Origin of the sequence: Mesorhizobium sp. LHD-90, assembly GCF_030929505.1 — a bacterium.
GTDB lineage: Bacteria > Pseudomonadota > Alphaproteobacteria > Rhizobiales > Rhizobiaceae > Kumtagia.
On the sequence record NZ_JAVFVV010000006.1, the window covers coordinates 186,603 to 210,797 of the forward strand.

Annotated in this window: 24 protein-coding genes; 22 read left to right on the plus strand and 2 right to left on the minus strand. The window is 64.1% G+C overall.

What is annotated here, in order from left to right:
- Positions 1-204 precede the first annotated feature (204 nt).
- From RB623_RS10320 to RB623_RS10420, 21 genes are all read left to right on the plus strand, one after another.
- Complete coding sequence (locus tag RB623_RS10320) at positions 205-1,461, plus strand: NADH-quinone oxidoreductase subunit E (protein ID WP_308056708.1); 1,257 nt, start codon at positions 205-207, stop codon at positions 1,459-1,461.
- A 10-nt stretch (positions 1,462-1,471) separates the two neighbouring features.
- Entirely contained in the window at positions 1,472-2,776 is a 1,305-nt protein-coding gene (gene nuoF / locus RB623_RS10325; protein WP_308056709.1) for an NADH-quinone oxidoreductase subunit NuoF, read from the plus strand.
- A gap of 117 nt (positions 2,777-2,893) precedes the next feature.
- Entirely contained in the window at positions 2,894-3,514 is a 621-nt protein-coding gene (locus tag RB623_RS10330; protein ID WP_308056710.1) for an NADH-ubiquinone dehydrogenase, read from the plus strand.
- A 14-nt stretch (positions 3,515-3,528) separates the two neighbouring features.
- Entirely contained in the window at positions 3,529-3,840 is a 312-nt protein-coding gene (locus RB623_RS10335; protein WP_308056711.1) for a pentapeptide repeat-containing protein, read from the plus strand.
- On the plus strand, positions 3,840-5,924 hold the full coding sequence (gene nuoG, locus RB623_RS10340; RefSeq protein WP_308056712.1) for an NADH-quinone oxidoreductase subunit NuoG: 2,085 nt from the start codon (positions 3,840-3,842) through the stop codon (positions 5,922-5,924). The genes RB623_RS10335 and nuoG overlap by 1 nt, the downstream gene beginning before the upstream one ends.
- A 9-nt stretch (positions 5,925-5,933) precedes the next feature.
- Positions 5,934-6,977 carry an NADH-quinone oxidoreductase subunit NuoH gene (gene nuoH, locus RB623_RS10345; protein ID WP_308056713.1) on the plus strand — a complete coding sequence of 348 codons (1,044 nt, stop codon included), beginning with the start codon at positions 5,934-5,936 and terminating at the stop codon, positions 6,975-6,977.
- Positions 6,977-7,168, plus strand: coding sequence for a hypothetical protein (locus RB623_RS10350; RefSeq protein WP_308056714.1), 192 nt, complete (start codon positions 6,977-6,979; stop codon positions 7,166-7,168). The genes nuoH and RB623_RS10350 overlap by 1 nt, the downstream gene beginning before the upstream one ends.
- Positions 7,169-7,172: 4 nt before the next feature.
- Complete coding sequence (nuoI, locus tag RB623_RS10355; protein ID WP_308056715.1) at positions 7,173-7,664, plus strand: NADH-quinone oxidoreductase subunit NuoI; 492 nt, start codon at positions 7,173-7,175, stop codon at positions 7,662-7,664.
- Positions 7,665-7,899: 235 nt separating this feature from the next.
- Positions 7,900-8,520: an NADH-quinone oxidoreductase subunit J gene (locus RB623_RS10360; RefSeq protein ID WP_308056716.1), complete on the plus strand. Its 621-nt coding sequence runs from the start codon at positions 7,900-7,902 to the stop codon at positions 8,518-8,520.
- Between the two features lie 2 nt (positions 8,521-8,522).
- On the plus strand, positions 8,523-8,786 hold the full coding sequence (locus RB623_RS10365; RefSeq protein WP_308056717.1) for a hypothetical protein: 264 nt from the start codon (positions 8,523-8,525) through the stop codon (positions 8,784-8,786).
- A 2-nt stretch (positions 8,787-8,788) separates the two neighbouring features.
- The gene (nuoK, locus tag RB623_RS10370; RefSeq protein WP_308056718.1) at positions 8,789-9,097 is read left to right on the plus strand and encodes an NADH-quinone oxidoreductase subunit NuoK; all 309 of its coding nucleotides are present in this window, start codon (positions 8,789-8,791) and stop codon (positions 9,095-9,097) included.
- Positions 9,098-9,107: 10 nt separating this feature from the next.
- Complete coding sequence (gene nuoL, locus RB623_RS10375; protein WP_308056864.1) at positions 9,108-11,294, plus strand: NADH-quinone oxidoreductase subunit L; 2,187 nt, start codon at positions 9,108-9,110, stop codon at positions 11,292-11,294.
- A complete protein-coding gene (locus RB623_RS10380; RefSeq protein WP_308056719.1) occupies positions 11,294-12,829 on the plus strand; it encodes an NADH-quinone oxidoreductase subunit M in 1,536 nt (511 codons plus the stop codon). Before nuoL ends, RB623_RS10380 begins: the two co-directional genes overlap by 1 nt.
- Positions 12,830-12,842: 13 nt before the next feature.
- Positions 12,843-14,279: an NADH-quinone oxidoreductase subunit NuoN gene (nuoN, locus tag RB623_RS10385; RefSeq protein ID WP_308056720.1), complete on the plus strand. Its 1,437-nt coding sequence runs from the start codon at positions 12,843-12,845 to the stop codon at positions 14,277-14,279.
- A 4-nt stretch (positions 14,280-14,283) separates the two neighbouring features.
- Positions 14,284-15,111, plus strand: coding sequence for a biotin--[acetyl-CoA-carboxylase] ligase (locus RB623_RS10390; RefSeq protein ID WP_308056721.1), 828 nt, complete (start codon positions 14,284-14,286; stop codon positions 15,109-15,111).
- Positions 15,112-15,337: 226 nt separating this feature from the next.
- A complete protein-coding gene (locus RB623_RS10395; RefSeq protein WP_308056722.1) occupies positions 15,338-17,008 on the plus strand; it encodes a ribonuclease J in 1,671 nt (556 codons plus the stop codon).
- A gap of 117 nt (positions 17,009-17,125) precedes the next feature.
- On the plus strand, positions 17,126-17,530 hold the full coding sequence (gene mce / locus RB623_RS10400; RefSeq protein WP_308056723.1) for a methylmalonyl-CoA epimerase: 405 nt from the start codon (positions 17,126-17,128) through the stop codon (positions 17,528-17,530).
- Between the two features lie 22 nt (positions 17,531-17,552).
- The gene (locus RB623_RS10405) at positions 17,553-17,822 is read left to right on the plus strand and encodes a DUF1467 family protein (protein WP_308056724.1); all 270 of its coding nucleotides are present in this window, start codon (positions 17,553-17,555) and stop codon (positions 17,820-17,822) included.
- Positions 17,823-18,522: 700 nt separating this feature from the next.
- Positions 18,523-19,854 carry a proline--tRNA ligase gene (gene proS / locus RB623_RS10410; RefSeq protein WP_308056725.1) on the plus strand — a complete coding sequence of 444 codons (1,332 nt, stop codon included), beginning with the start codon at positions 18,523-18,525 and terminating at the stop codon, positions 19,852-19,854.
- The gene (locus tag RB623_RS10415; RefSeq protein WP_308056726.1) at positions 19,851-21,137 is read left to right on the plus strand and encodes a lipoprotein-releasing ABC transporter permease subunit; all 1,287 of its coding nucleotides are present in this window, start codon (positions 19,851-19,853) and stop codon (positions 21,135-21,137) included. The genes proS and RB623_RS10415 overlap by 4 nt, the downstream gene beginning before the upstream one ends.
- Positions 21,138-21,818, plus strand: coding sequence for an ABC transporter ATP-binding protein (locus tag RB623_RS10420; RefSeq protein WP_308056727.1), 681 nt, complete (start codon positions 21,138-21,140; stop codon positions 21,816-21,818). It begins immediately after the preceding gene.
- 177 nt (positions 21,819-21,995) lie between these two features.
- On the opposite strand, the gene RB623_RS10425 is transcribed toward RB623_RS10420, so the two are convergent.
- Positions 21,996-22,268, minus strand: a complete 273-nt coding sequence (locus tag RB623_RS10425) for a CopG family antitoxin (protein ID WP_308056728.1) — start codon at positions 22,266-22,268, stop codon at positions 21,996-21,998.
- A gap of 2 nt (positions 22,269-22,270) precedes the next feature.
- Complete coding sequence (locus tag RB623_RS10430) at positions 22,271-22,540, minus strand: toxin (RefSeq protein WP_308056729.1); 270 nt, start codon at positions 22,538-22,540, stop codon at positions 22,271-22,273.
- Between the two features lie 526 nt (positions 22,541-23,066).
- On the opposite strand from RB623_RS10430, the gene RB623_RS10435 reads away from it, so the two are divergent.
- Positions 23,067-23,903 carry a hypothetical protein gene (locus tag RB623_RS10435; protein WP_308056730.1) on the plus strand — a complete coding sequence of 279 codons (837 nt, stop codon included), beginning with the start codon at positions 23,067-23,069 and terminating at the stop codon, positions 23,901-23,903.
- Positions 23,904-24,195: the final 292 nt, after the last annotated feature.

A 24,195-nucleotide genomic window follows, 5' to 3' on the forward strand; every position in this document is an offset into this window, starting at 1 on the left:
CAATACGCCGTGACTTCCCGGGCAGGCGGCTGTCCGGGCGGGCGGATGTCGCCACGGGCAAATTCCGCACATTTGCAAGCCTTGGGGCGGCATTTGCAGGCGCCATAAATCTGGGCCAGACTGTGTCAATCCGCTACTGGCCTTTTGCGGCGCGTGTGTTAGAACGCACCGCAACATAGCAGTCCAAAATAGGTACGGAGGCCTATGTCCGTCCGCCGTCTTGCCGAGCCAGCCCTTCAGCCAGCGACCTTCGCCTTCAATGCGGCGATGTCTTCCGAGGCGAGGACCTGGATCAACAAATATCCCGAAGGCCGGCAGCAGTCGGCGATCATCCCGCTGCTCATGCTGGCGCAGGACCAGGAAGGCTGGGTCACCAAGGCGGCGATCGAGCATGTCGCCGACATGCTGCGCATGCCCTATATCCGCGCGCTCGAGGTCGCGACCTTCTATACGCAGTTCCAGTTGAAGCCGGTCGGCCGCCAAGCCCACATCCAGGTGTGCGGCACCACGCCCTGCATGCTGCGCGGCTCGGAAGCGCTGATGGATGTCTGCCGCTCGAAAATCCATCACGACCAGTTCCATCTGAACGACAGCGGCACGCTGTCGTGGGAAGAGGTCGAGTGCCTCGGCGCCTGCGTGAACGCGCCCATGGTCATGGTCTTCAAGGACACCTACGAGGATCTGACGCCTGAACGGCTGGCCGAGATCATCGACGCCTTCGAGGCGGGCAAGGGCGACAGCGTAAAGCCGGGCCCGCAGATCGATCGCATCTATTCGGCGCCGATCGCCGGTCCCACCAGCCTGAAGGACGAGGCCGGTGTGCTGAAATCGACGCGCGACCGCGAGGCGCGGGAGGCCGCGGCGCCTGCCGAACCGGCCGCCGAAGTACCTCCGTCGCGGGCTGCCAGGCCGAAAACGGATGCGCCCGAGACCAGCCCGGCGCTTAAGACGCCGTCGCCCGAAAAGGCGAGCGTCAATGGGGAGAAGGCGGCGAGCGTCAGCGCGCCCGCGCATTCGGCCGCCAATGCCAACAAGGCGTCGCCGGCGGTCGAAAAAACCGAAAAGCAGCGCACCGCGCGCGCCTCGCGCAGTGAGCCGGCCGCGGCGTTCAAAGCTCCGGAAACGAAGCAGGGAACTGCCGCGACGAAGACCAAGGCAGTTTCGGACAAGCCGTCGCTCGACGACAAGAACCGTCCGGCGGGGATCGAGAAGCCGGCTGCGGTCGATGACCTCAAGTTGATCTCCGGCGTCGGGCCGAAGATCGAGGGCATCCTGCATTCGCTTGGCATCTACACCTTCGCGCAGGTCGCCTCGTGGAAGAAGGCGGAGCGCGAGTGGGTCGACGGCTACCTATCTTTCCACGGCCGGATCGAGCGCGAGGACTGGGTGAAGCAGGCCAAGACGCTGGCCAAGGGCGGCGTCGCCGAATACATCCGCGTCTTCGGCAAGAAACCTGTCTGAGGGACGAAGAATGCTTCAGGACAAGGACCGCATCTTCACCAATATCTACGGCCGCTTCGACCGGTCGCTGAAAGGCGCGATGGCGCGCGGCGCCTGGGACGGCACCAAAACGATCATCGACAAGGGCCGCGACTGGATCATCAACGAGATGAAGGCGTCGGGCCTGCGCGGCCGCGGCGGCGCCGGTTTTCCCACTGGCCTGAAATGGTCGTTCATGCCGAAACAGAGCGACGGCCGTCCGTCCTATCTGGTCGTCAACGCCGACGAGTCGGAGCCCGGAACCTGCAAGGACCGCGACATTCTTCGCCACGACCCGCACACGCTGGTGGAAGGCTGCCTGCTGGCCGGTTTCGCCATGGGCGCGGTCGCCGCCTATATCTATGTGCGCGGCGAGTTCATCCGCGAGCGCGAGGCGCTGCAGCGGGCGATCGACGAGGCCTTTGACGCGAAACTGATCGGCAAGAACAACAAGAACGGCTACGATTTCGAGATCTACGTCCACCACGGCGCCGGCGCCTATATCTGCGGCGAGGAGACGGCGCTGCTCGAGAGCCTCGAAGGCAAGAAGGGCCAGCCGCGGCTGAAGCCGCCTTTCCCCGCCAATATGGGCCTCTACGGCTGCCCGACGACGGTCAACAACGTCGAGTCAATCGCGGTGGCGCCTACCATTTTGCGGCGCGGTGCTGCCTGGTTCTCGTCGATCGGCCGGCCGAACAATGTCGGCACGAAACTGTTCATGCTGGTCGGGCACGTCAACACGCCGTGCACGGTCGAGGAGGCGATGGGCATCACCTTCCGCGAACTGGTGGAAAAGCATGGCGGCGGTGTGCGCGGCGGCTGGGACAATCTGCTGGCGGTCATTCCCGGCGGCGCGTCGTGCCCGGTGATCAAGGGCGAGGACATGGCTGACGCCATCATGGATTTCGACGGCATGCGCGATAAGAAGTCGTCCTTCGGCACGGCGGCTGTCATCGTCATGGACAAGTCGACGGATATCGTGAAGGCGATCGCGCGGCTCGCCTATTTCTTCAAGCATGAGAGCTGCGGCCAGTGCACGCCTTGCCGCGAGGGCACCGGCTGGATGTGGCGGGTGATGGAGCGGCTGGTGCGCGGCGAGGCGCAGAAGCGCGAGATCGACATGCTGCTCGACGTCACCAAGCAGATCGAGGGCCATACGATCTGCGCGCTGGGCGACGCGGCGGCATGGCCGATCCAGGGCCTGATCCGCAACTTCCGGCCCGAGATCGAGCGGCGCATCGATGAGTTCACCCGCAACGCGCACCGCGCCGAGCCGGTGCTGGTGGCGGCCGAGTGAGAAAGTCAACGAGCAAACAAATCGAAATATCGCATTGATTTGACGAGAAAAAGACGGCCAGGGCGGAAACACTGAAGGACGACGAGACGGGCGAAATCCAAGGATAGGAGAAAGCCGATGTCGATGTTTTCCATTTCTGACGAACTGATGCCGGACGGAACGACGCTGGACGAGATGATGAAGCAAACGGGAGTGCTGATGCCGGCGGAATTCGCCGGCGCCGTCAATCTCATGGCCCATCCGTTCGCCGGGGTGGCGGTGATGTCGGCGATCGGGCTGGGTTTCGCCAGCCACGCGGCCGGCGTGTGGCTGGGCGCGCTGTCGGGTGCGACGGTTGCCTCGCAGCGCATGTTCTCCGCCTTCGAGGACCATGCCGACGATGTGGAAGAATTCCGCGACACGACACGTACACCGCAGACGCGTGCCGGGACTGCGGCAAAGGCGTTGATCGCCGAGGCCGGCGCCGCGCCGGCCGTCGCGGAACCCGCGCTTGCGTCGCCGAGCAAACCTGCATCGATCGAAAAGCCCGATGCCCCGGACGACCTGAAAGCCATTTCCGGCGTCGGCCCCAAGCTGGAGCAGGTTCTGAACGGTCTCGGCGTGTGGACCTATGCGCAGGTCGCGGCTTGGGGCAGGGACGAGATCGCCTGGGTCGACGATACGCTCGGTTTCAAGGGCCGCATCGAGCGCGACGGCTGGATCGAGCAGGCTGCGAAGCTGGCGGCGGCGAAAGGCTGAAGGGAGCGCTGGGAATGGAGGTCCACGACAAACGCGACGTGCTCGACGTGAAGAACGCCACGGTGGCGAATTCGCGCTTCGACGACGTCAATTTGTCGAACAGCCACTTCCACAATACCAACCTTTCCGCGGCGGGTTTCGAGAAGGTTCTGCTCAGCAATGCACGGGTCGCCGACGCCAACCTGTCGGGCGCGCATTTCAGCAACGTGAACATGAGCAATGTGAAGATCGAGAAAGCGCTGCTCGTGGGCATGACGATCGACGGCGTCGAGGTCAGCGATCTCTTCAAGGCATATGAAGCGGCGAACACCGCCGGGGACAGATAATGGCAAAACTCAAGGTCGACGGGAAAGAGATCGAGGTACCCGACCACTACACGCTGCTGCAGGCGGCGGAGGAGGCGGGCGCGGAAGTGCCGCGCTTCTGTTTCCACGAGCGGCTGTCGATCGCGGGCAACTGCCGCATGTGCCTTGTCGAGGTGAAGGGCGGGCCGCCGAAGCCGGCCGCTTCCTGCGCCATGGGCGTGCGCGACCTGCGTCCCGGCCCGAACGGCGAGACGCCGGAGATATTCACGACCACGCCGATGGTCAAGAAGGCGCGCGAAGGCGTGATGGAGTTCTTGCTGATCAACCATCCGCTCGACTGCCCGATCTGCGACCAGGGCGGCGAATGCGACCTGCAGGACCAGGCGATGGCCTTCGGCGTCGATTCCTCGCGCTATCAAGAGAACAAGCGCGCGGTCGAGGACAAATATATCGGCCCGCTGGTCAAGACGATCATGAACCGCTGCATCCACTGCACGCGGTGCGTCCGCTTCACCACCGAGGTTGCCGGCATCTCCGAACTCGGCCTGATTGGCCGCGGCGAGGATGCCGAGATCACCACCTATCTCGAACAGGCGATGACCTCCGAGTTGCAGGGCAATGTCGTCGATCTCTGCCCGGTCGGCGCGCTGACCTCGAAACCCTTCGCCTTCACGGCGCGGCCGTGGGAGCTGACCAAGACCGAATCGATCGACGTGATGGACGCGGTGGGCTCGGCCATCCGCGTCGACAGCCGAGGCCGCGAAGTGATGCGCATCATGCCGCGCGTCAACGAGCAGGTGAACGAGGAGTGGATCTCCGACAAGACGCGCTTCATCTGGGACGGCTTGCGCACCCAGCGCCTCGACCGCCCCTATGTTCGCAGGAACGGCAAGCTTGCCGCAGCGACCTGGCCGGAGGCTTTTGCCGCCATCAAGGACGCGGTGGCGAAGACCGGCGGCGACAGGATCGGCGCGATAGCCGGCGATCTCGCGGCGGTCGAGGAGATGTTTGCGCTGAAACTGCTCGCCGAATCGCTTGGCTCGCAGAACATCGACTGCCGGCAGGACGGCGCGGCGCTCGATCCGTCGCTGGGCCGCGGCAGCTATATCTTCAACCCGACCATCGAAGGCATCGAGCAGGCCGATGCCCTGCTGATCATCGGCGCCAATCCGCGCTACGAGGCGTCGGTGCTGAACGCCCGCATTCGCAAGCGCTCGCGCATGGCCGGTCCGTTCCCGGTGGCTGTCATCGGCGAGGCGGCCGACCTGCGCTATCCGCATGAGGTGCTCGGCGCCGGACCGGATACGCTGAAGGATCTGGCAGCCGGCAACGGAAAGTTCTTCGAAGTGCTGAAGAACGCAAAACACCCGCTGATCATCGTCGGGCAGGGCGCGCTGTCGCGGGCCGACGGCGCGGCGGTTCTTGCCCTCGCGGCGCAACTGGCCACTTCCGTCGACGCGATCGTCGAGGGCTGGAACGGCTTTGCCGTGCTGCACAACGCGGCGGCGCGCGTCGGCGGTCTCGACATCGGCTTCGTTCCGGGCGAGGGCGGCAAGGATGTGGCCGGCATGCTCGGCGGCACCGACGTGTTGTTCCTGCTCGGCGCCGATGAACTCGACCTGACGAAGGCGGGCGACGCCTTCGTCGTCTATATCGGCACGCATGGCGACAAGGGCGCGCACCGCGCCGACGTCATCCTGCCAGGGGCGGCCTACACGGAAAAGTCGGGCACCTACGTCAACACCGAGGGCCGCGTGCAGCAGACCAGCCGCGCCGGTTTCGCGCCGGGCGACGCCCGCGAGGACTGGGCGATCCTGCGCGCCCTGTCGGATGTGCTCGGCAAAAAACTGCCGTTCGATTCGCTGGCGCAGCTCAGGGCAAAACTTCACACGGAGTATCCGCATCTGGCCGGGATCGACGAGATTTTGGCGGGCGGCGCCGACGACCTGGCGAATGCGGCGAAACTCGGCGGCTCGCTTGGCAAGGCCGGTTTCGTCTCGCCGGTCGAGGATTTTTACCTGACCAACCCGATCGCCCGGGCCTCGGCGGTGATGGCGGAATGCTCGGCGCTCGCCAAGGGCGGCTTCAAGCAGGCAGCGGAATAGGCAAGCCCGATGGAATCCTTCTTCACAATCTACGTGCTGCCCGCGCTGATCATCCTGATCAAGTCGGTGGTGCTGCTGGTCGTCCTGCTGATCTTCGTGGCCTATCTGCTCTACGCCGACCGCAAGATTTGGGCGGCGGTGCAGCTCCGCCGCGGCCCGAACGTCGTCGGGCCCTGGGGCCTGCTGCAATCCTTCGCCGATCTGCTGAAGTTTGTGTTCAAGGAGCCGGTGATCCCGTCCGGCGCCAACAAGGGCATTTTTCTGCTGGCGCCGGTGGTGTCGGCCGCACTTGCGCTGGCGACCTGGGCGGTTATCCCGATCAGCGACGGTTGGGCGATCGCCAACATCAATGTCGGCATCCTGTACGTCTTCGCCATCTCGTCGCTGGAAGTCTACGGCGTCATCATGGGCGGCTGGGCGTCGAACTCGAAATATCCGTTCCTCGGCGCGCTGCGCTCCGCCGCGCAGATGGTGTCCTACGAGGTCTCCATCGGTTTCGTCATCGTCACCGTGCTGCTCTGCGTCGGCTCACTTAACCTCTCCGACATCGTGCTGTCGCAGAAGGACGGCATCGGCACGATGGTCGGCCTGCCCAACACCTTCCTCGACTGGCACTGGCTGGCGCTGTTCCCGATGTTCGTCGTGTTCTTCATATCGGCGCTGGCCGAGACGAACCGGCCGCCCTTCGACCTGGTCGAGGCCGAATCGGAACTCGTCGCCGGCCACATGATCGAATATTCGTCGACGCCGTTCCTACTGTTCTTCCTCGGCGAATATGTCGCCATCGTCTTGATGTGCGCGCTGACCACGGTGCTGTTCCTTGGCGGATGGCTGCCGCCCTTCGACTTCGTGCCGTTCACCTGGGTGCCGGGCGTCATCTGGTTCGTGCTGAAGGTCTGCCTGGTGTTCTTCATGTTCGCCATGGTGAAGGCTTTCGTCCCGCGCTATCGCTATGACCAGTTGATGCGCCTCGGCTGGAAGGTGTTTTTGCCGATCTCGCTGGCAATGGTCGTCATCGTCGCCGCCTTCCTGAAGATTACGGGGCTGGCGTGATGTCGGCTTCGCTGATCGGCGCGCTGGTTGGGCTTGTGATCGCGGCGGCGGATTTTTACCTGCTGCGTCTTCTCGCCACGCGGGTCGATCTGCCGGAGACGAAAAAAGTTCTGAATGTTACCGGCCTCAGCCAGTTTGTGCTGATGCCGCTGGTGGGCTGGTTCGTCGGCCCGCTGTTTGCTGGAGAATGAGAAAATGTCAGCGCTAGCCCAGGCCGCCAAGTCGCTGTTGCTGAAGGAGTTCGTCGGCGCCTTCTTTCTGTCGATGCGCCAGTTCTTCGCGCCGAAGCCGACGCTGAACTATCCCTTCGAGAAAGGGCCGGTCAGCCCGCGCTTCCGTGGCGAGCATGCGCTGCGCCGCTATCCCAACGGCGAGGAACGCTGCATCGCCTGCAAGCTGTGCGAGGCGATCTGCCCGGCGCAGGCCATCACCATCGAGGCCGGCCCGCGCCGCAACGACGGCACGCGGCGCACAGTGCGCTACGACATCGACATGGTGAAGTGCATCTATTGCGGCTTCTGCCAGGAGGCCTGCCCGGTCGACGCCATCGTCGAGGGGCCGAACTTCGAGTTCGCGACGGAAACGCGTGAGGAACTCTACTACGACAAGGACAAGCTGCTCGCCAACGGCGACCGGTGGGAGCGCGAGATCGCGCGCAACATCGATCTGGATTCGCCGTACCGGTAGCGTTCTTCTCCCCGTTTACGGGGAGAAGATGCCGGCAGGCAGATGAGGGGCGGCGCGGACTTATCCAAATTGGGCGCTGCCCCTCATCCGGCCCTTCGGGCCACCTTCTCCCCGTGAACGGGGAGAAGGAAGAGAAGGAAAGACGCATGGACGGGCCGCAACGGCTCGTCTAAGGAACACGCGATTTCGCGGCCGGAGGCGGGGCGGAATCGAAAAATGAACCCGGGGGAACCCCATGCTCAACGGACTAGAGGCGATCTTTTTCTACCTCTTCGCCTTCGTCGCGATCGCGGCGGCGTTCATGGTCATTTCCGCGCGCAATCCCGTGCATTCGGTCCTCTATCTCATCCTCACCTTCTTTAATGCCGCGGCACTCTTCCTGCTCACTGGCGCCGAGTTCCTGGCGATGATTTTGCTCGTCGTCTATGTCGGCGCGGTGGCGGTGCTGTTCCTGTTCGTCGTCATGATGCTCGACGTCGACTTCGTGGAACTCAAGCAGGGGGCGCTGCACTATGCGCCGATCGGTGCGCTGGTCGGCCTCATCCTCGCGGCGGAGCTGATCGTCGTGCTCGGCGGCTACGCCTTCGCGCCGGATCTGGCCTCCACGGTGGCGCACCCGACGCCCGACGTGCTGACCCGGCATAACACGGCGGCGCTCGGCGACATCCTCTACACGGACTACATCTATTTCTTCCAGATCGCGGGCCTGATCCTGCTGGTGGCGATGATCGGCGCGATCGTGCTGACGCTGCGCCACAAGGTCGGCGTCAAGCGCCAGAACGTCAGCGTCCAGGTGGCGCGCACGCCGGCGACGGCCATCGAGATCAAGAAGGTCGAGACGGGGAAGGGCATCTGACCATGTTCGGCCGTCTGAAGAAGAAATATTGGGGCGAAAAAATCTATTCGACCTCCGTTGATTCAGCCAAGGCGTCTTCCGTCTACGTGTGGCGCCGAGACGGAGAGCTATCGCTCAACATCAAGAGCGAAAATTTTTCGTACGTCCAGGCAGGCAGTCGGTATGACGCCACCGTAACATTTGAAGCGGATGCGATAGAGAGCTTGCTGGGTGCCATCATGTCGGCAAGGACAGTAATCCAACAGACATCGGCTGGGGTATCCTGACCATGCAAGTCGGCATCGCGCATTTTCTGACCGTTTCGGCGATCCTGTTCACGCTCGGCGTGTTCGGCATTTTTCTCAACCGCAAGAACGTCATCGTCATCCTGATGTCGATCGAGCTCATCCTGCTCGCCGTCAACATCAACTTCGTCGCTTTCTCGGCCGCACTCGGCGATCTGGTCGGCCAGGTGTTCGCGCTGTTCGTGCTGACGGTGGCGGCGGCCGAGGCCGCGATCGGCCTGGCTATCCTCGTCGTCTTCTTCCGCAACCGCGGCTCGATCGCGGTCGAAGACGTCAACATGATGAAGGGCTGACGCGGCCATGATGTATCAGGTCATCGTTTTCGCGCCGCTGCTGGGCTTCCTGATCGTCGGGCTGTTCGGCAATTCGATGGGCGCCAAGGCGTCGGAATACACCACTTCCGGCCTGCTGGTGCTGTCGGCGGTGCTGTCCTGGGTCGCCTTCTTCGACGTGGCGCTGGGCGACGGCCAGGCCTTCACCGTGCCGGTGCTGCGCTTCATCGATTCTGGCAGCCTGCAGGCCGACTGGGCGCTGCGCATCGACTCGCTGACGGCGGTGATGCTGGTGGTCGTCAACACCGTGTCGGCGCTGGTCCATATCTACTCGATCGGCTACATGCACCACGACCCGCACCGGCCGCGCTTCTTCGCCTATCTCAGCCTGTTCACCTTCGCCATGCTGATGCTGGTGACCTCCGACAATCTGGTGCAGATGTTCTTCGGCTGGGAGGGCGTCGGTCTCGCCTCCTACCTGCTGATCGGCTTCTGGTACAAGAAGCCGTCGGCCAATGCCGCGGCGATCAAGGCCTTCGTCGTCAATCGCGTCGGCGATTTCGGTTTCGCGCTCGGCATTTTTGGCGTGTTCCTGCTGTTCGGCTCGGTGTCGTTCGACACCATTTTCGCCAACGCCGCCGCCAACTACGCGCCGGCTGCCGTGCATGGCGAGGCGACGACCGGCGAAGGCCACGGCGCCGCAACCACCGAAGCCGGCCATGACGCTGCTCCTGCCGCCACCGAGGCTGCACCGGCGGCCGAGACTGCTGCGCCGGCTCAGAGCGAAGCGGCTCCCGCCGCCTCCGGCGAGCATGGTGCCGCTCCTGCGCCCGCCGGAGAACACGGCGCGGACGTCGCCGCCGCGCCCGCCGGCGAGACGGTGATGACCTTCCTCGGCTACAGCCTCGACAAATATGCCGCGCTCACCGTCATCTGCCTGCTGCTCTTCATGGGCGCCATGGGCAAGTCGGCGCAGGTTCCGCTGCACACCTGGCTGCCGGACGCCATGGAAGGCCCGACCCCGGTGTCGGCGCTCATCCACGCCGCCACCATGGTGACCGCCGGCGTGTTCATGCTGGCCAGGCTATCGCCGCTGTTCGAGCATTCGCAGACGGCGCTGCTCGTCGTGACGATCATCGGCGCCATCACCGCCTTCTTCGCGGCGACCGTGGGCCTCGTGCAGAACGACATCAAGCGCGTCATCGCCTATTCGACCTGCTCGCAGCTCGGCTACATGTTCGTCGCGCTCGGCATGGGCTTCTACTCGGCGGCGATCTTCCACCTGTTCACCCACGCCTTCTTCAAGGCGCTGCTGTTCCTCGGCTCGGGATCGGTCATCCACGCCGTCTCTGACGAGCAGGACATGCGCAGGATGGGCGGGTTGCGAAAACTGATCCCGAAGACCTACTGGATGATGATCATCGGCACGCTGGCGCTGACCGGCGTCGGCATCCCCGCCACCATCATCGGCACTGCCGGCTTCTTCTCCAAGGACGCCATCATCGAGGGCGCCTTCGCCGGCCACAACGCCTTTGCCGCCATCGCCTTCACGCTGCTGGTCGTGGCGGCTGCCTTCACCAGCTTCTATTCGTGGCGGCTTATCTTCATGACCTTCCACGGCACGCCGCGCGCCACCGCCGACGTCATGCACCACGTGCATGAATCGCCGAACGTCATGCTGGTGCCGCTCTATCTGCTGGCGGTCGGCGCGCTGTTCGCCGGCGTGGTCTTCCACGACTGGTTCATCGGCGAGCATTACGAGGCGTTCTGGAAGACGGCGCTTTACACGCTGCCCGACAACCACATCCTGCACGACATCCACGAGGTGCCGCTGTGGGTGAAGCTCGCACCGTTCGTGGCGATGGTCGGCGGTTTCCTCGTCGCGTATCAGTTCTACATCCGTAGCCCCGAGACGCCGCGGCAGGTGGCCGGGCGCCACCGGCTGCTCTACACGTTCCTGCTCAACAAGTGGTATTTCGACGAGCTTTACGACTTCCTGTTCGTCAATCCCGCAAAGCGCCTGGGCACCTTCCTGTGGAAGAAGGGCGACGGCGCCATCATCGATGGGCTTGGGCCTGACGGCGTGTCGGCGCGGGTCATCGACCTCACCAACCGGGCCGTCAAACTGCAGACCGGTTATCTCTATCACTACGCCTTCGTGATGCTGATCGGCGTCGCGGCGCTTGTCACTTGGATGATGCTGGGGAGCAGTTTCTAATGTCCAGCATGCCTATCCTGACGCTGGTCACCGGCCTGCCGCTCGTCGGCGCGTTGATCGTGCTGTTCATCCGCGACGAAGGCGAGGCGGCGCGCCGCAACATCCGCAACGTGACGCTGTGGACGACCGTTTTCACCTTCATCGTCTCGCTGTTCATCTGGACCGGTTTCGACAATTCGAACCCCGGCTTCCAGTTTGTCGAGAAGTTGGACTGGCTTGGCGGCGGCATCTCCTACCACATGGGCGTCGACGGCATCTCGATGCTGTTCGTCATCCTGACGACCTTCCTGCTGCCGCTCTGCATCCTCGCCTCGTGGCAGGTGGAGAAGCGCGTCAAGGAATACATGATCGCCTTCCTGCTGCTCGAAACGCTGATGATCGGCGTCTTCTGCGCGCTCGACCTCGTGCTGTTCTATGTGTTCTTCGAGGCCGGCCTGATCCCGATGTTTCTCATCATCGGCGTCTGGGGCGGCAAGCGGCGCGTCTATGCCAGCTTCAAGTTTTTCCTCTACACGCTGCTCGGCTCGGTGCTGATGCTGCTCGCCGTCATGGCAATGTACTGGCAGGCCGGCACCACCGATATCCCGACGCTGCTGGCGCACGACTTCCCTGCCAACATGCAGCCATGGCTGTGGCTGGCCTTCTTCGCGTCGTTCGCGGTCAAGATGCCGATGTGGCCGGTGCACACCTGGCTGCCCGACGCCCACGTCGAGGCGCCGACGGCGGGTTCGGTCATCCTGGCCGCCATCCTTCTGAAGATGGGCGGCTACGGATTCCTGCGCTTCTCGTTGCCGATGTTCCCGCTGGCCTCGGCCGACTTCGCGCCCTTCATCTTCACGCTCTCGGTGGTCGCGATCATCTACACCTCGCTGGTCGCGCTGATGCAGGAGGACATGAAGAAGCTGATCGCCTATTCGTCTGTCGCCCATATGGGCTACGTGACGATGGGCATCTTCGCGATGAACCAGGAAGGCATCCAGGGCTCGCTGTTCCAGATGCTGTCGCACGGCCTGGTGTCGGGCGCGCTGTTCCTCTGCGTCGGCGTCGTCTACGACCGCATGCACACCCGCGAGATCGCCGCCTATGGCGGGCTGGTCAACAACATGCCGAAATACGCGGTGGTGTTCATGATCTTCACCATGGCCAATGTCGGCCTGCCGGGCACCTCGGGTTTCATCGGCGAATTCCTGACGCTGGTGGGCGTGTTCAAGGTCAACACCTGGGTGGCCTTCTTCGCCACCACCGGCGTCGTGCTTTCGGCCGCCTACGCGCTCTGGCTCTACCGCCGGGTGATCTACGGCGTGCTCTCCAAGGAAAGCCTGAAGGGCCTGCTGGACCTGTCGCCGCGCGAGAAGACGGTGATCTACCCGCTGGCGGTGCTGACAATCTTCTTCGGCGTCTATCCGGCGCCGGTGTTCGACGCGACCGCCGCCTCTGTGAAGGCGCTGGTCAGCCAGGTTTCAGCCTCCATCGAGGCGGGCGCGCAGACCGCGGCCGCCGAGCCGGCCGCCGCGGCGGAACCGGCTGCGCACTGACAGGGACAGGCAGATGACGCCAGATCTTTCGCTTAGTCTCTCGCTCGCCGCGCCGGAACTCATCATCGCGCTCGGCGCGCTGGCGCTGCTCATGGTCGGCGTCTATTCCGGCGAGCGCGCCAACACCACGGTCACCGGGCTTGCGGTCGCAATCCTGATCGCCGCCGGCGCCTGGATGCTGCTGTTCACCGGCGACGGCACGGCCTTCGGCGGCAGCTTCGTCAACGACGCCTTTGGCCGCTTCATGAAGGTGCTGACGCTGATCGGCTCGATCGTCACGCTGATCATGTCGGTCGGTTTCGCCAAGGCGGAAAAATTCGACAAGTTCGAGTATCCGGTGCTCATCATGCTGGCGACGCTCGGCATGCTGCTGATGGTTTCCGCCAACAACATGATCGCGCTCTATCTCGGGCTCGAACTGCAGTCGCTGTCGCTTTATGTGCTTGCCGCGATCAACCGCGACAGCGTGCGCTCGACCGAAGCGGGCCTGAAATATTTCGTGCTCGGCGCACTGTCGTCCGGCATGCTGCTCTATGGCATCAGCCTCGTCTACGGCTACACCGGCAACACCGACTTCGAGGCCATCGCCGCCGCGCTCGGCGAGGGCGAGCGCCAGCTCGGCCTGGTCTTCGGCCTGGTCTTCGTGCTCGCGGGCCTCGCCTTCAAGATCTCCGCCGTGCCGTTCCATATGTGGACGCCCGACGTCTATGAGGGCGCCCCGACGCCGGTCACCGCCTTCTTCGCCGCCGCGCCGAAGATGGCGGCCATGGCTCTGCTCACCCGCGTGACCATGGGCGCCTTCGAGCCGATCGCGCCCGACTGGCAGCAGATCATCGTGTTCATCGCCATCGCTTCCATGGTGCTGGGCTCCGTGGCTGCGATCGGCCAGAGCAACATCAAGCGCCTGATGGCCTATTCGTCGATCGGCCATATGGGTTTCGCGCTGGTCGGGCTCGCCGCCAACAGCGAGGCCGGCGCGCAGGGCGTGGCGCTCTACATGCTGATCTACCTGATGATGACGCTCGGCACCTTTGCCTTCATCCTCGCCATGCGCCGCAAGGACGGCAATGTCGAACAGATCGGCGATCTTGCCGGCCTGTCGTCGACCAATCCGGGCATGGCGACGATCATGACCATCTTGATGTTCTCGTTGGCCGGCATTCCGCCGCTCGCGGGGTTCTGGGCGAAATGGTACGTCTTCCTCGCCGCCATCAACGCCGAGCTCTATGCGCTCGCCATCATCGGCGTGCTGGCCTCGGTCGTGGGCGCCTACTACTATTTGCGTATCATCAAGATCATGTGGTTCGACGAGCCGGTCGGCGGTTTCCTGCCGATGGCTGGCGAACTGCGTCTGGTGCTTGGTGTCTCCGGCGCGTTCGTGCTGTTTTATGTCTTGATCGGCGGGCCGATCGGCAGCATGGCGCAAGCCGCCGCAAGATCGTTCTTTTAGAGGAATGGGATTCCAGCTTCCCCCGACCGCGATTGCCGACGGCTACCGGCTGGATGCGCATGAAACCGTAGGTTCTACCAACGCGCTGGCGATCGAGCATGCGCGCGCAGGCGACCCCGGCAAGCTTTGGGTCGTCGCCAGCCGGCAGGAAAGCGGCCGCGGCCGCCGTGGCCGCGCCTGGGCGACACCGGAGGGCAATCTCGCCGCGACCCTGATGATGGTCTCGGTCCGTGACCTGCAGCGCGCCGCGACGCTCGGCTTCGTGGCCGGCCTTGCGCTGTCAGATGCGCTCGATGCCGTTGCGCCCGGCGTCAGCGTTGCCGTGGCGCCGGACGGCGCCTCAGGCGTGCGTGGCGCCCGCTTCGAGTTGAAATGGCCGAACGACGTGCTTGCCGGCGGTGCCAAGATGGCCGGCATCCTTCTGGAATCGGCGATGATCTCCGACGACAAGGCGGCGATCGCGGTCGGCATCGGCGTCAATGTCGTGGCCTTTCCGCAGGACGTGCCTTATCCTGCCACATCGTTGCGGGCGCTCGGTGCTAGATGCGACGCGGCGACGCTGTTTCTTGCGCTCGCCGATGCCTGGAGCGAGACGATGCGGCAATGGGACGAGGGCAGGGGGCTTGCACAGATCCGCAAGCGCTGGCTGTCGCGCGCGGCCGGTCTCGGCGGCGAGGTCGCTGTTCGCGCCGACGGCAGGATCGTGCGCGGCGTGTTCGAAACCATTGACGAAGAGTGCCGGTTTGTCATTCGCGAGGACGGCGGCGGCAGGATTGTGATCACGGCCGGCGACGTGCATTTCGGTGCGGTGGCGTCGGCTGGCGCGGTATAGAATCCATGGTGGCGGCGGTGCTTCTTCCCACCCCCCTCTGTCCTGCCGGACATCTCCCCCGCAAGGGAGGAGATTGGCTGACCTCTTCGGTTTCGCCAATCGCCGGCGTTGATGGTTGGGCGGGAAGGTTGAAACTGCCAATCTCCCCCCTTGCGGGGGAGATGTCCGGCAGGACAGAGGGGGGTGCAACTGGGCGCACTCATCGACGGAACGGGGCGAGGTAGCGATGGCAAAATATTCAGGTCCCGAACTCGTCTTCGCGCCGCTTGGCGGCGTCGGCGAGATCGGCATGAACTTCGCGCTCTATGGTTTCGGCCCGGCGGAGGCGCGGGAGTGGCTGGTGGTCGACGTCGGCGTGACCTTTCCCGATGCGACGCTGCCGGGCGTCGACCTCGTCCTGCCCGACATCCGCTACATCGAGGAGCGGGCGGAAAACCTGCGTGGCATCGTGATCACCCATGCGCATGAGGACCACTACGGTGCGCTGCTCGATCTTTGGCCGCGGCTGAAGGCGCCGGTGTGGATGACGCCGTTCACCGCCGGCCTGCTGGAAGCCAAGCGCCAGCAGGAGGCGGCCAGCCTGAAACTGCCCATCAATATCTTTCGCGCCGGCGAAAAGTTTTCGGTCGGACCGTTCGGCATCGAGGCGGTGGCCGTCACCCATTCGATCCCGGAGCCGGTGTCGCTCGCCATCACCACGCCGCTCGGCACCGTGATCCACACCGCCGACTGGAAGATCGATCCGGCGCCGGAGATCGGCCCGCTCACCAACGAGGCGCGCTTCCGCGAACTTGGCGCCGCCGGCGTGCTAGCGCTGGTCTGCGATTCCACCAATGCGCTGCGCGAGGGCGAGTCCCCGTCGGAACAGGCGGTGGGGCAGGGGCTGCGCGGCGTCATCGAGGCAGCACCCGGCCGCGTCGCCGTCACCACCTTCTCCTCGAATGTCGGGCGCATCCGCTCCATCGCCGAGGCGGCGCGCGACACAGGCCGGCAATGCCTGCTGCTCGGCCGCTCATTGAAGCGCGTCGTCAATGTCGCCGGCGAACTCGGCTACATGGACGGCCTGCCCGACTTCATCCACGAGGAGGATTACGGCTTCATTCCACGCGAGAACCTTGTCGTCATCTGCACCGGCAGCCAGGGTGAGGCGCGCGCCGCGTTGGCAAAACTGGCGCGAGACGAGATGAAGACGGTAGCGCTGACGCCGGGCGACGTTGTGGTATTTTCGTCCCGCACCATTCCCGGCAACGAGAAGGCGATCCTGGAGATCAAGAACCTCTTGATCGACCAGGGCGTCAAGATCGTCGAGGACGGCGATGCGTTGGTGCATGTTTCCGGCCACCCGCGCCGCGCCGAGCTCAGGCGCATGTACGAATGGACAAAACCGAGGATCGGCATTCCCGTCCACGGCGAGGCGGCGCATCTGGTGGCGCAGGGCGCGCTGATGGCGGAGTCCGGCATTCCCGAGGTGGCGCAGGTGCGCGACGGCGACATGATCCGGCTGGCGCCGGGGGCTGCCGAGATTGTCGACCAGGTGCCTTACGGCCGCTTCTACAAGGACGGCAAGCTGGTCGGCGACGACGAGGCGATGGGTATCCGCGAGCGGCGAAAACTGTCCTTCGCCGGCCATGTCGCGGTCAATGTCGTGCTCGACGACAAATACCAACTCGCCGGCGATCCCGACATCGTATCCATCGGCGTGGCGAAACTCGACGCCTCGGGCGAGGAGGTCGAGGAGCTGATGCTCGATGCGGCGATCGGCGCGGTGGACTCGATCCCCCGCCAGCGCCGAAAAGACCTCGACCTCGTGCAGGAGGCGGTGCGCCGCGCCGTGCGCGCCTCCGCCAACGAGGTGTGGGGCAAGAAGCCGCTGGTGACGGTGTTTGTGACGAAGTGAGAAAAGAGCGAATAGGGAGTAGCGAATAGCGAATAGCGAATAGTTCTCGCTTTGACGATCCTTCTATTGCCTGCCTTCTATTCGCTATTCGCTATTCGCTATTCGCTTGGAGTCCCCATGCTCGGCCGCCTGAACCACGTCGCCATCGCCGTCCCGGACCTCGCTGCCGCGACCGCCACCTATCGCGACACGCTCGGCGCCAAGGTGACCGAGCCGCAGGCGCTGCCGGAGCATGGCGTCACGGTGGTCTTCATCGACACCGGCAACACCAAGATCGAACTTTTGGAGCCGCTCGGCGAAAATTCGCCGATCGCCGCGTTCCTCGACAAGAATCCGTCCGGCGGCATGCATCACGTCTGCTACGAGGTCGACGACATTCTTGCCGCCCGCGACCGGCTGAAGGCTGCCGGCGCGCGTGTGCTCGGCGACGGCAATCCGAAGATCGGAGCCCACGGCAAGCCGGTGCTGTTCCTGCATCCCAAGGACTTTTGCGGCACGCTGGTCGAACTGGAACAAGCCTGAAAGCGGAGCAGGAAGCCGGCTAATGACCTATATTTCCGCCTTCGCGGTCTTCCTCATCATCTGGTGGGTGGTGCTGTTCGCCGTTCTGCCCTTCGGCCTCAAAACCCAGGACGACGACGGCGAGGTTCTGCCCGGCACCCATTCCAGCGCGCCGCGCGGGCCGCATATGCTGCGCGCGGTGATCTGGACGACCGTCGTGTCGCTGCTGATCTTCGGTTTTCTGGTGCTGCTGACCCGTTATTTCGGACTCAGCTTCGACGATATTCCGCGCGTCATCCCGGATTTCAATTAGAGCGTGTCGCGCCCAATCGGGTTCATTCTGTTTCTCGTTTGGCGAGGCGATCCACAAGGAAGGTCGCGAAGGTCGATGTGGTTCATCGGCCGAGCGGCCTGACGAAGTGGGCGCCCGCCAAACGGGAAACCCGGAGGGCCGGGCCAGTTTGGGCCAAATCCATCGGGCTTCGTCTTGTCCGGGCCACCAGCCCGACCCGCGACGAAGCCCTCGACCTTGGCCCAAACCGTCGCCGGCAGAATGTATCAGATTGGGTGCGACACGCTCTAATACTGCTTACGCAGCGGAAGCCCAAAAATCTGCACAAAAAAAATGCAAGGCACGAGGCCTTGCAATTTTAACGCGTCCGATCTGCTTTCCGGTGTCCGGCGGCAGCAATTTCTCGCGCCTAGATCGCATCCTCCCAAGACTTGACCGCGTAGGAGAGCGAATTGCATGTCGCTCTCTCGTTATAGGGCTGCACCTTAGACCAAGGCCGGACAAAATGTCACGGAAAATTTTGTCGGGAAACAGCGTTTGATGTGCTGCACTGCACAACGGAACGGCAGGGCATGCCTCAAAAACCGACAGCGCCGATACTGTTCCCCCGGCGCCCGGCCCGCGGGTTTCCATCCCGTCATGAAATCGCTATGAAGCGCGTGCAGGAGCCTCCTTTCCCGCCACCGATTCCGGCGTAGTTTCCCTTGTCCAGGACCCCTTCATGCGGCTGTCGCGCTATTTCCTGCCGATCCTCAAAGAGACGCCCCGCGAGGCCGAGATCGTGTCGCACCGGCTGATGCTGCGCGCCGGCATGATCCGCCAGCAGGGGCAGGGCTCGTTCACCATGCTGCCGCTCGGAAAACGCGTGCTCGACAAGGTGTGCAAGATCATCCGCGAGGAGCAGGACCGCGCCGGCGCGCTGGAGATCCTGATGCCAACCATCCAGTCGGCCGAACTCTGGCGCGAGAGCGGCCGTTATGACGACTACGGCAAGGAGATGCTGCGCATCAAGGACCGGCAGGACCGCGACCTGCTCTACGGTCCCACCAACGAGGAGATGGTGACGGAGATCTTCCGCTCCTATGTGAAATCCTACCGCGACCTGCCGCTCAACCTCTATCACATCCAGTGGAAATTCCGCGACGAGGTGCGGCCGCGCTTCGGCGTCATGCGCGGGCGCGAATTCCTGATGAAGGACGCCTATTCTTTCGACCTCGATTACGAGGGTGCCCGGGCCGCCTACAACCGCATGTTCGTGTCCTACCTCAGAACCTTCACCCGCATAGGCCTGAAGGCGATCCCGATGCGCGCCGACACCGGTCCGATCGGCGGCGACCTTTCCCATGAATTCATCATCCTGGCGGATACCGGCGAGAGCCAGGTTTTCTGCCACAAGGATTTTCTGGACCTGCCGGTGCCCACGGAAAGCGTCGACTTCCGCGACAACGCCGAGATCGGCGGCATCGTCAGGCAGTGGACGACGCCCTATGCCGCCACCGACGAGATGCATGACGAGGCGGCGTGGGACAAGATCCCGGAAGCCGACCGGCTTTCGGCGCGCGGCATCGAGGTCGGCCATATTTTCCATTTCGGCGAGAAATATTCGAAGCCGATGAACGCAAAAGTGCAGGGTCCCGACGGCAAGGAACATTTCGTGTCGATGGGCTCCTACGGCATCGGCCCGACGCGCCTGATCGCGGCCATCATCGAGGCCAGCCATGACGAGAACGGCATCGTCTGGCCGGCTTCCGTCGCTCCCTTCGACGTCGCGCTGATCAACATGAAGGCCGGCGACGGCGATTGCGACCGCGCCTGCGAGACCCTCTACGCGGCGCTGACCGCCGCCGGGCTGGACGTGCTCTACGACGACACCGACCAGCGCGCGGGCGGGAAATTCGCCACCGCCGACCTGATCGGCCTGCCGTGGCAGGTGATCGTCGGGCCGCGAGGTGTGGCCGCCGGCGAGGCCGAAATCAAGAACCGCGCCACAGGCGAGCGCTTCACCCTCCCGCTCGCCGATGTCGCCGGCCGGCTCACGGGTGCTTCCGCATGACGGCGAAGGTGGCCGCCGGGCCGGCGGGCGCAGGCCCGTTCTCGATGTTCGAGCGCATGATCGCCTGGCGCTATCTGCGCCCCCGCCGCAAGGAGGCGGTGGTCTCGGTCATCGCGCTGATCTCCTTCTTCGGCATCATGCTGGGCGTGGCGGCCCTCATCATCGTCATGGCGGTGATGAACGGATTCCGCGCCGAGCTGCTGACGCGCATCCTCGGCATCAACGGCCATCTGGTGATGTCGCCGGTCGACCTGCCGCTCGACGACTACGACGCCATCGCCAAGCGCATCGAAGGCGTGGCCGGAGTCCGATACGCCATCCCGATGATCGACGGCCAGGTGCTGTCGACGGGTCTGGCCGGACCCGGTGCCGGCGCGCTGGTGCGCGGCGTCCGCGGCGATGATCTCGGCAAGGTGTCGCTGGTCGCCAACAACATCCGCCAGGGTTCGCTGGTCGGCTTCGACACCAGCGAAGGGGTCGCCATCGGCGCCCGCATGGCCGAGAATCTCGGCCTGGTGCTGGGCGACACCATCACGCTGGTGTCGCCGGAAGGCGACGCCACGCCCTTCGGGACGACACCGCGCGTAAAAACCTATCCGGTCGCGGCGATCTTCGAGGTCGGCATGTCGGAATACGATTCCTCGATCGTGTTCATGCCGCTGTCGGAAGCGCAGCTCTATTTCAACATGGAGAAGCAGGCGCAAACCATCGAGATCTTCGTCGACAATCCTGATCGCGTCGACGCGCTCAGGCCGGCGATCGAAGAGGCGGCGCAACGGCCGGTCTACCTGGCCGACTGGCGGCAGCGCAACCAGACCTTCTTCTCGGCGCTGCAGGTCGAGCGCAACGTCATGTTCATGATCCTGACGCTGATCGTGCTGGTGGCGGCGCTGAACATCATCTCCGGCCTGATCATGCTGGTGAAGGACAAGGGCCACGACATCGCCATCTTGCGCACCATGGGGGCGACGCAGGGGGCCATCCTGCGCATCTTCCTGATGACGGGCGCGGCGATCGGGGTGGCCGGCACCATCGCCGGCGTGGTTTTGGGCGTGGTCGTCTGCCTCAACGTCGAATCGATTCGCCGGTTCTTCTCCTGGCTCTCCGGCACGGTGCTGTTCAATCCGGAGCTCTATTTCCTCAGCCAGTTGCCGGCGCGCATGGATTTCAGCGAGACCGCCTCGGTCGTCGCCATGGCGCTGGTGCTGTCGTTCCTCGCCACCATCTTTCCGGCATGGCGCGCCGCGCGGCTCGATCCGGTCGAAGCGCTGCGGTACGAATAGATGAACGAGACGATCATCGAACTGAAGGCGGTCGAGCGCCACTACGTGCAGGGCCAGCGCAAGCTGACCATTCTGAACGGCGCCGATTTTTCGCTGAGCCGGGGCGAGATGGTGGCGCTGGTGGCGCCTTCAGGCACCGGCAAATCCACTCTGCTGCACACCGCCGGCCTGCTGGAGCGGCCGGACGCCGGCGACGTCATCCTTGCCGGGCGCGCCTGCGGACGCCTTTCCGACCAGGAGCGCACCGCGATCCGCCGCAACGACATCGGCTTCGTCTACCAGTTCCATCACCTGCTGCCGGAATTCTCGGCGGTGGAAAACATCATGATGCCGCAACTGGTGAAGGGCCTGCCGCCGGCGGAGGCGCGGACCCGCGCCATGCAGTTGCTCGACTACATGCAGATCGCCAAGCGCGGCGAGCACCGGCCCGCGGAACTTTCGGGCGGCGAGCAGCAGCGCGTGGCGATCGCCCGTGCGGTCGCCAACGCGCCGCTGGTGCTGCTTGCCGACGAGCCGACCGGCAACCTCGACCCGACGACGGCCAGCTATGTGTTCGACGCGCTGGCCGCACTGGTGCGCCAGTCCGGCCTGGCGGCGCTGATCGCCACGCACAATCACGATCTCGCCCAGCGCATGGACCGCCGCGTGACGCTTTCGGAAGGCCATATTGTGCCGCTGTGAGGATGGCGGATGCCGTTGTGTCCGAAGTTGCCCTGCGGGACATGGCGGCGGATATCTTGAAGAATCTCGATCGCGGATAGTCGCCTCGCGACAAGCAGTGACTGGATGCAAATGCCAGGCTGGACAGAACGGTTTCGTTCCTTTCCGGAGGGGCGGGATTGGACTGTCGCCGGCCTCTCACCCCTCCACATATTTATGCAGAATTGAATTGATCAGCGTCTGATACGGCATTCCTTCCTCCGCCGCGCGGGCTTTCAGCCGGGCAAGATCCCGCTCGGGAATGGAGATCGAAATGCGCTGCCTTTTGCCGTCGAGCGCGCGCCTGGCGGCATCCTGCCAGAACGCCCGCTGCGCCTCGATGTTGCCGACCGACACCCATTCGCCGCGTTCTGAGCTTTCGATCAGATCACGCTCCTCGGTCTCGGTAATTCCTGCTTTGCCCTTTTCCATGGTCAGCCTCCGAGATAGTCCTTTGTCGCGTTTCGGCTCGGGAACATCGTCTTCAGGAAAATTGTCTCGCCGTCGGTCACGAACGGCACGATCCACGCATATCCTTCAATGGCCACGACAAGTTGCCGTTGGTGCGCGTATCGTTCGACGTTCGGATGAGCCCGCTCATCCAGAAGTGCACCCTCCGAAAGAGCGATCAGAACGCGCTCGAAGCCGAAGCCGTGCCGCTCCTTCAGTTCGGCGTTCTTGACCGGGCTCCATTCGATCTGCATCGCACTGGAGTATATATTCTATACATATCCAGGTCGCAAGCGCGGCGGGCATCGCCTGACCGACCGCCTCGGCGGAACTGCTCCGCCGCCGATGGCCCGCATCAGCGATTGGCGGGACGGCCTTTCCTTGGCGATCCTGGGGTGGAGTAGGCCATCGCGGCGCCCCAGGGTCCAAGCGGCGGCGAAGCGCGATGGCGGCCCCTAGCAGGCTGATGAAAAAGTCCCGAGGATACCCGTTTTGATTCGTGTTCGTGCACGGTTCGATTCTGATACGTTCCGTGAACAAAACAGTTTTTCAACAGCCTGCTAGATGGGGGCATGACATCCCGAAAGCGGGAATGAGAATCACCGCCGCACCGAAAATTTTCTTGGACGCCCCCCGGTTGAAGCCGCCAAGCCGTTGTTTTTGCTGATCCCGCCTTCGTCCACCCGGCGCGCCAAACGCCGCCGGGTACGATTTTTATCCCCCTCCCCAAAACCTGCCTCACACTTGTCGGGCCGGTCGTGGTGACCGGAGGAGGCGGCGATGGACGGACCGATCGAGAAGAACTGGGAGGCGCTGAAGCGCATCCTCGTGATGCTCGTGTCTATGGCCGGGTTTGCCGACGGCGGGTCCACCCTGCCGCGCCAGCTCCATCGCGCCATCCTGCGGCTGCTGCGCCCGGCCGAATCCGCGGCGCGGCGCCTGATCATCGCGGCGGCGCGCGGGATCGTTGTGACCTTGCCGCCTCTGCGCCCGCGAAAACCGAAGCCCAAAAGCATCGAGCCCATCCTGCGCAGCCTCGGCATCGCCGTCACCATGTCGAATGCCGATTTCACCCGCGCCGAAGCAGCCCGGAAAGCCGCAGCGCTGCGTGCCGCCCGTCCGCGTGTCCAAAACCTGTCGCTGCTCGATCCCCTCAAAAATGCGTTCCGCTTCCGCCGTCGTTACGTGCCGGCGCACACCGTGCCGCGCATCAGGTCGTTCGATGACAACTCATCGTACCGCCCCCTGCCTGCGCCGCCGTCGCCGGACGATCCGGTTGACGCATCGCGGTTGGTATTGCGGCTGGAGGCGTTGGGCCGCGCGCTGGATGACCTGGCGGGCCAGGCCAAACGCTTTGCCCGCTGGAAGGCGCGCCGCGACGCAACACTTGCCCAGAGGAAGCAAGGTGGCGGCGCGGGCGCGCAAAACAGGCAAAGTGGCAGCACGGTCCGGTTCCGCCGCATCTCGCCGCTGCGTCGCGGGCGTCCGCCCGGCGGCCGGCTGTCGCGCTACGACCCGACAGCCATCCATCCCCGCAACATCCGCGAGATCGACGAGATTCTGGCGCACGCCCATGCGCTGGCCGTCTACGCGCTGGAGTCTCCCGACACGTCATGACCGCGCGGCCCTGCAGGACGCGAAAAGCCAAGCATCAAGGGCCGGCGCGGAGTTTTTCCACCGCGCGGAAGCGACGGCGCTTGTCCCCAACGGAATTTGCCCGCTCCGGGGGCTTCGTAAACCTTCCGTTAACCACCGAATCGCCGCACGGCAAGATTTCTGGTTTCCGTCCTGTTCTCTCGTTGACGAACGAACAAAATTAGAACAAACTGTAAACAAATTCGAAACAGGAGAGAGTGATGACCGATTTCGTCCAGGACGTCGTTTCGCTGGTCTCGATGAGCACTTTTTT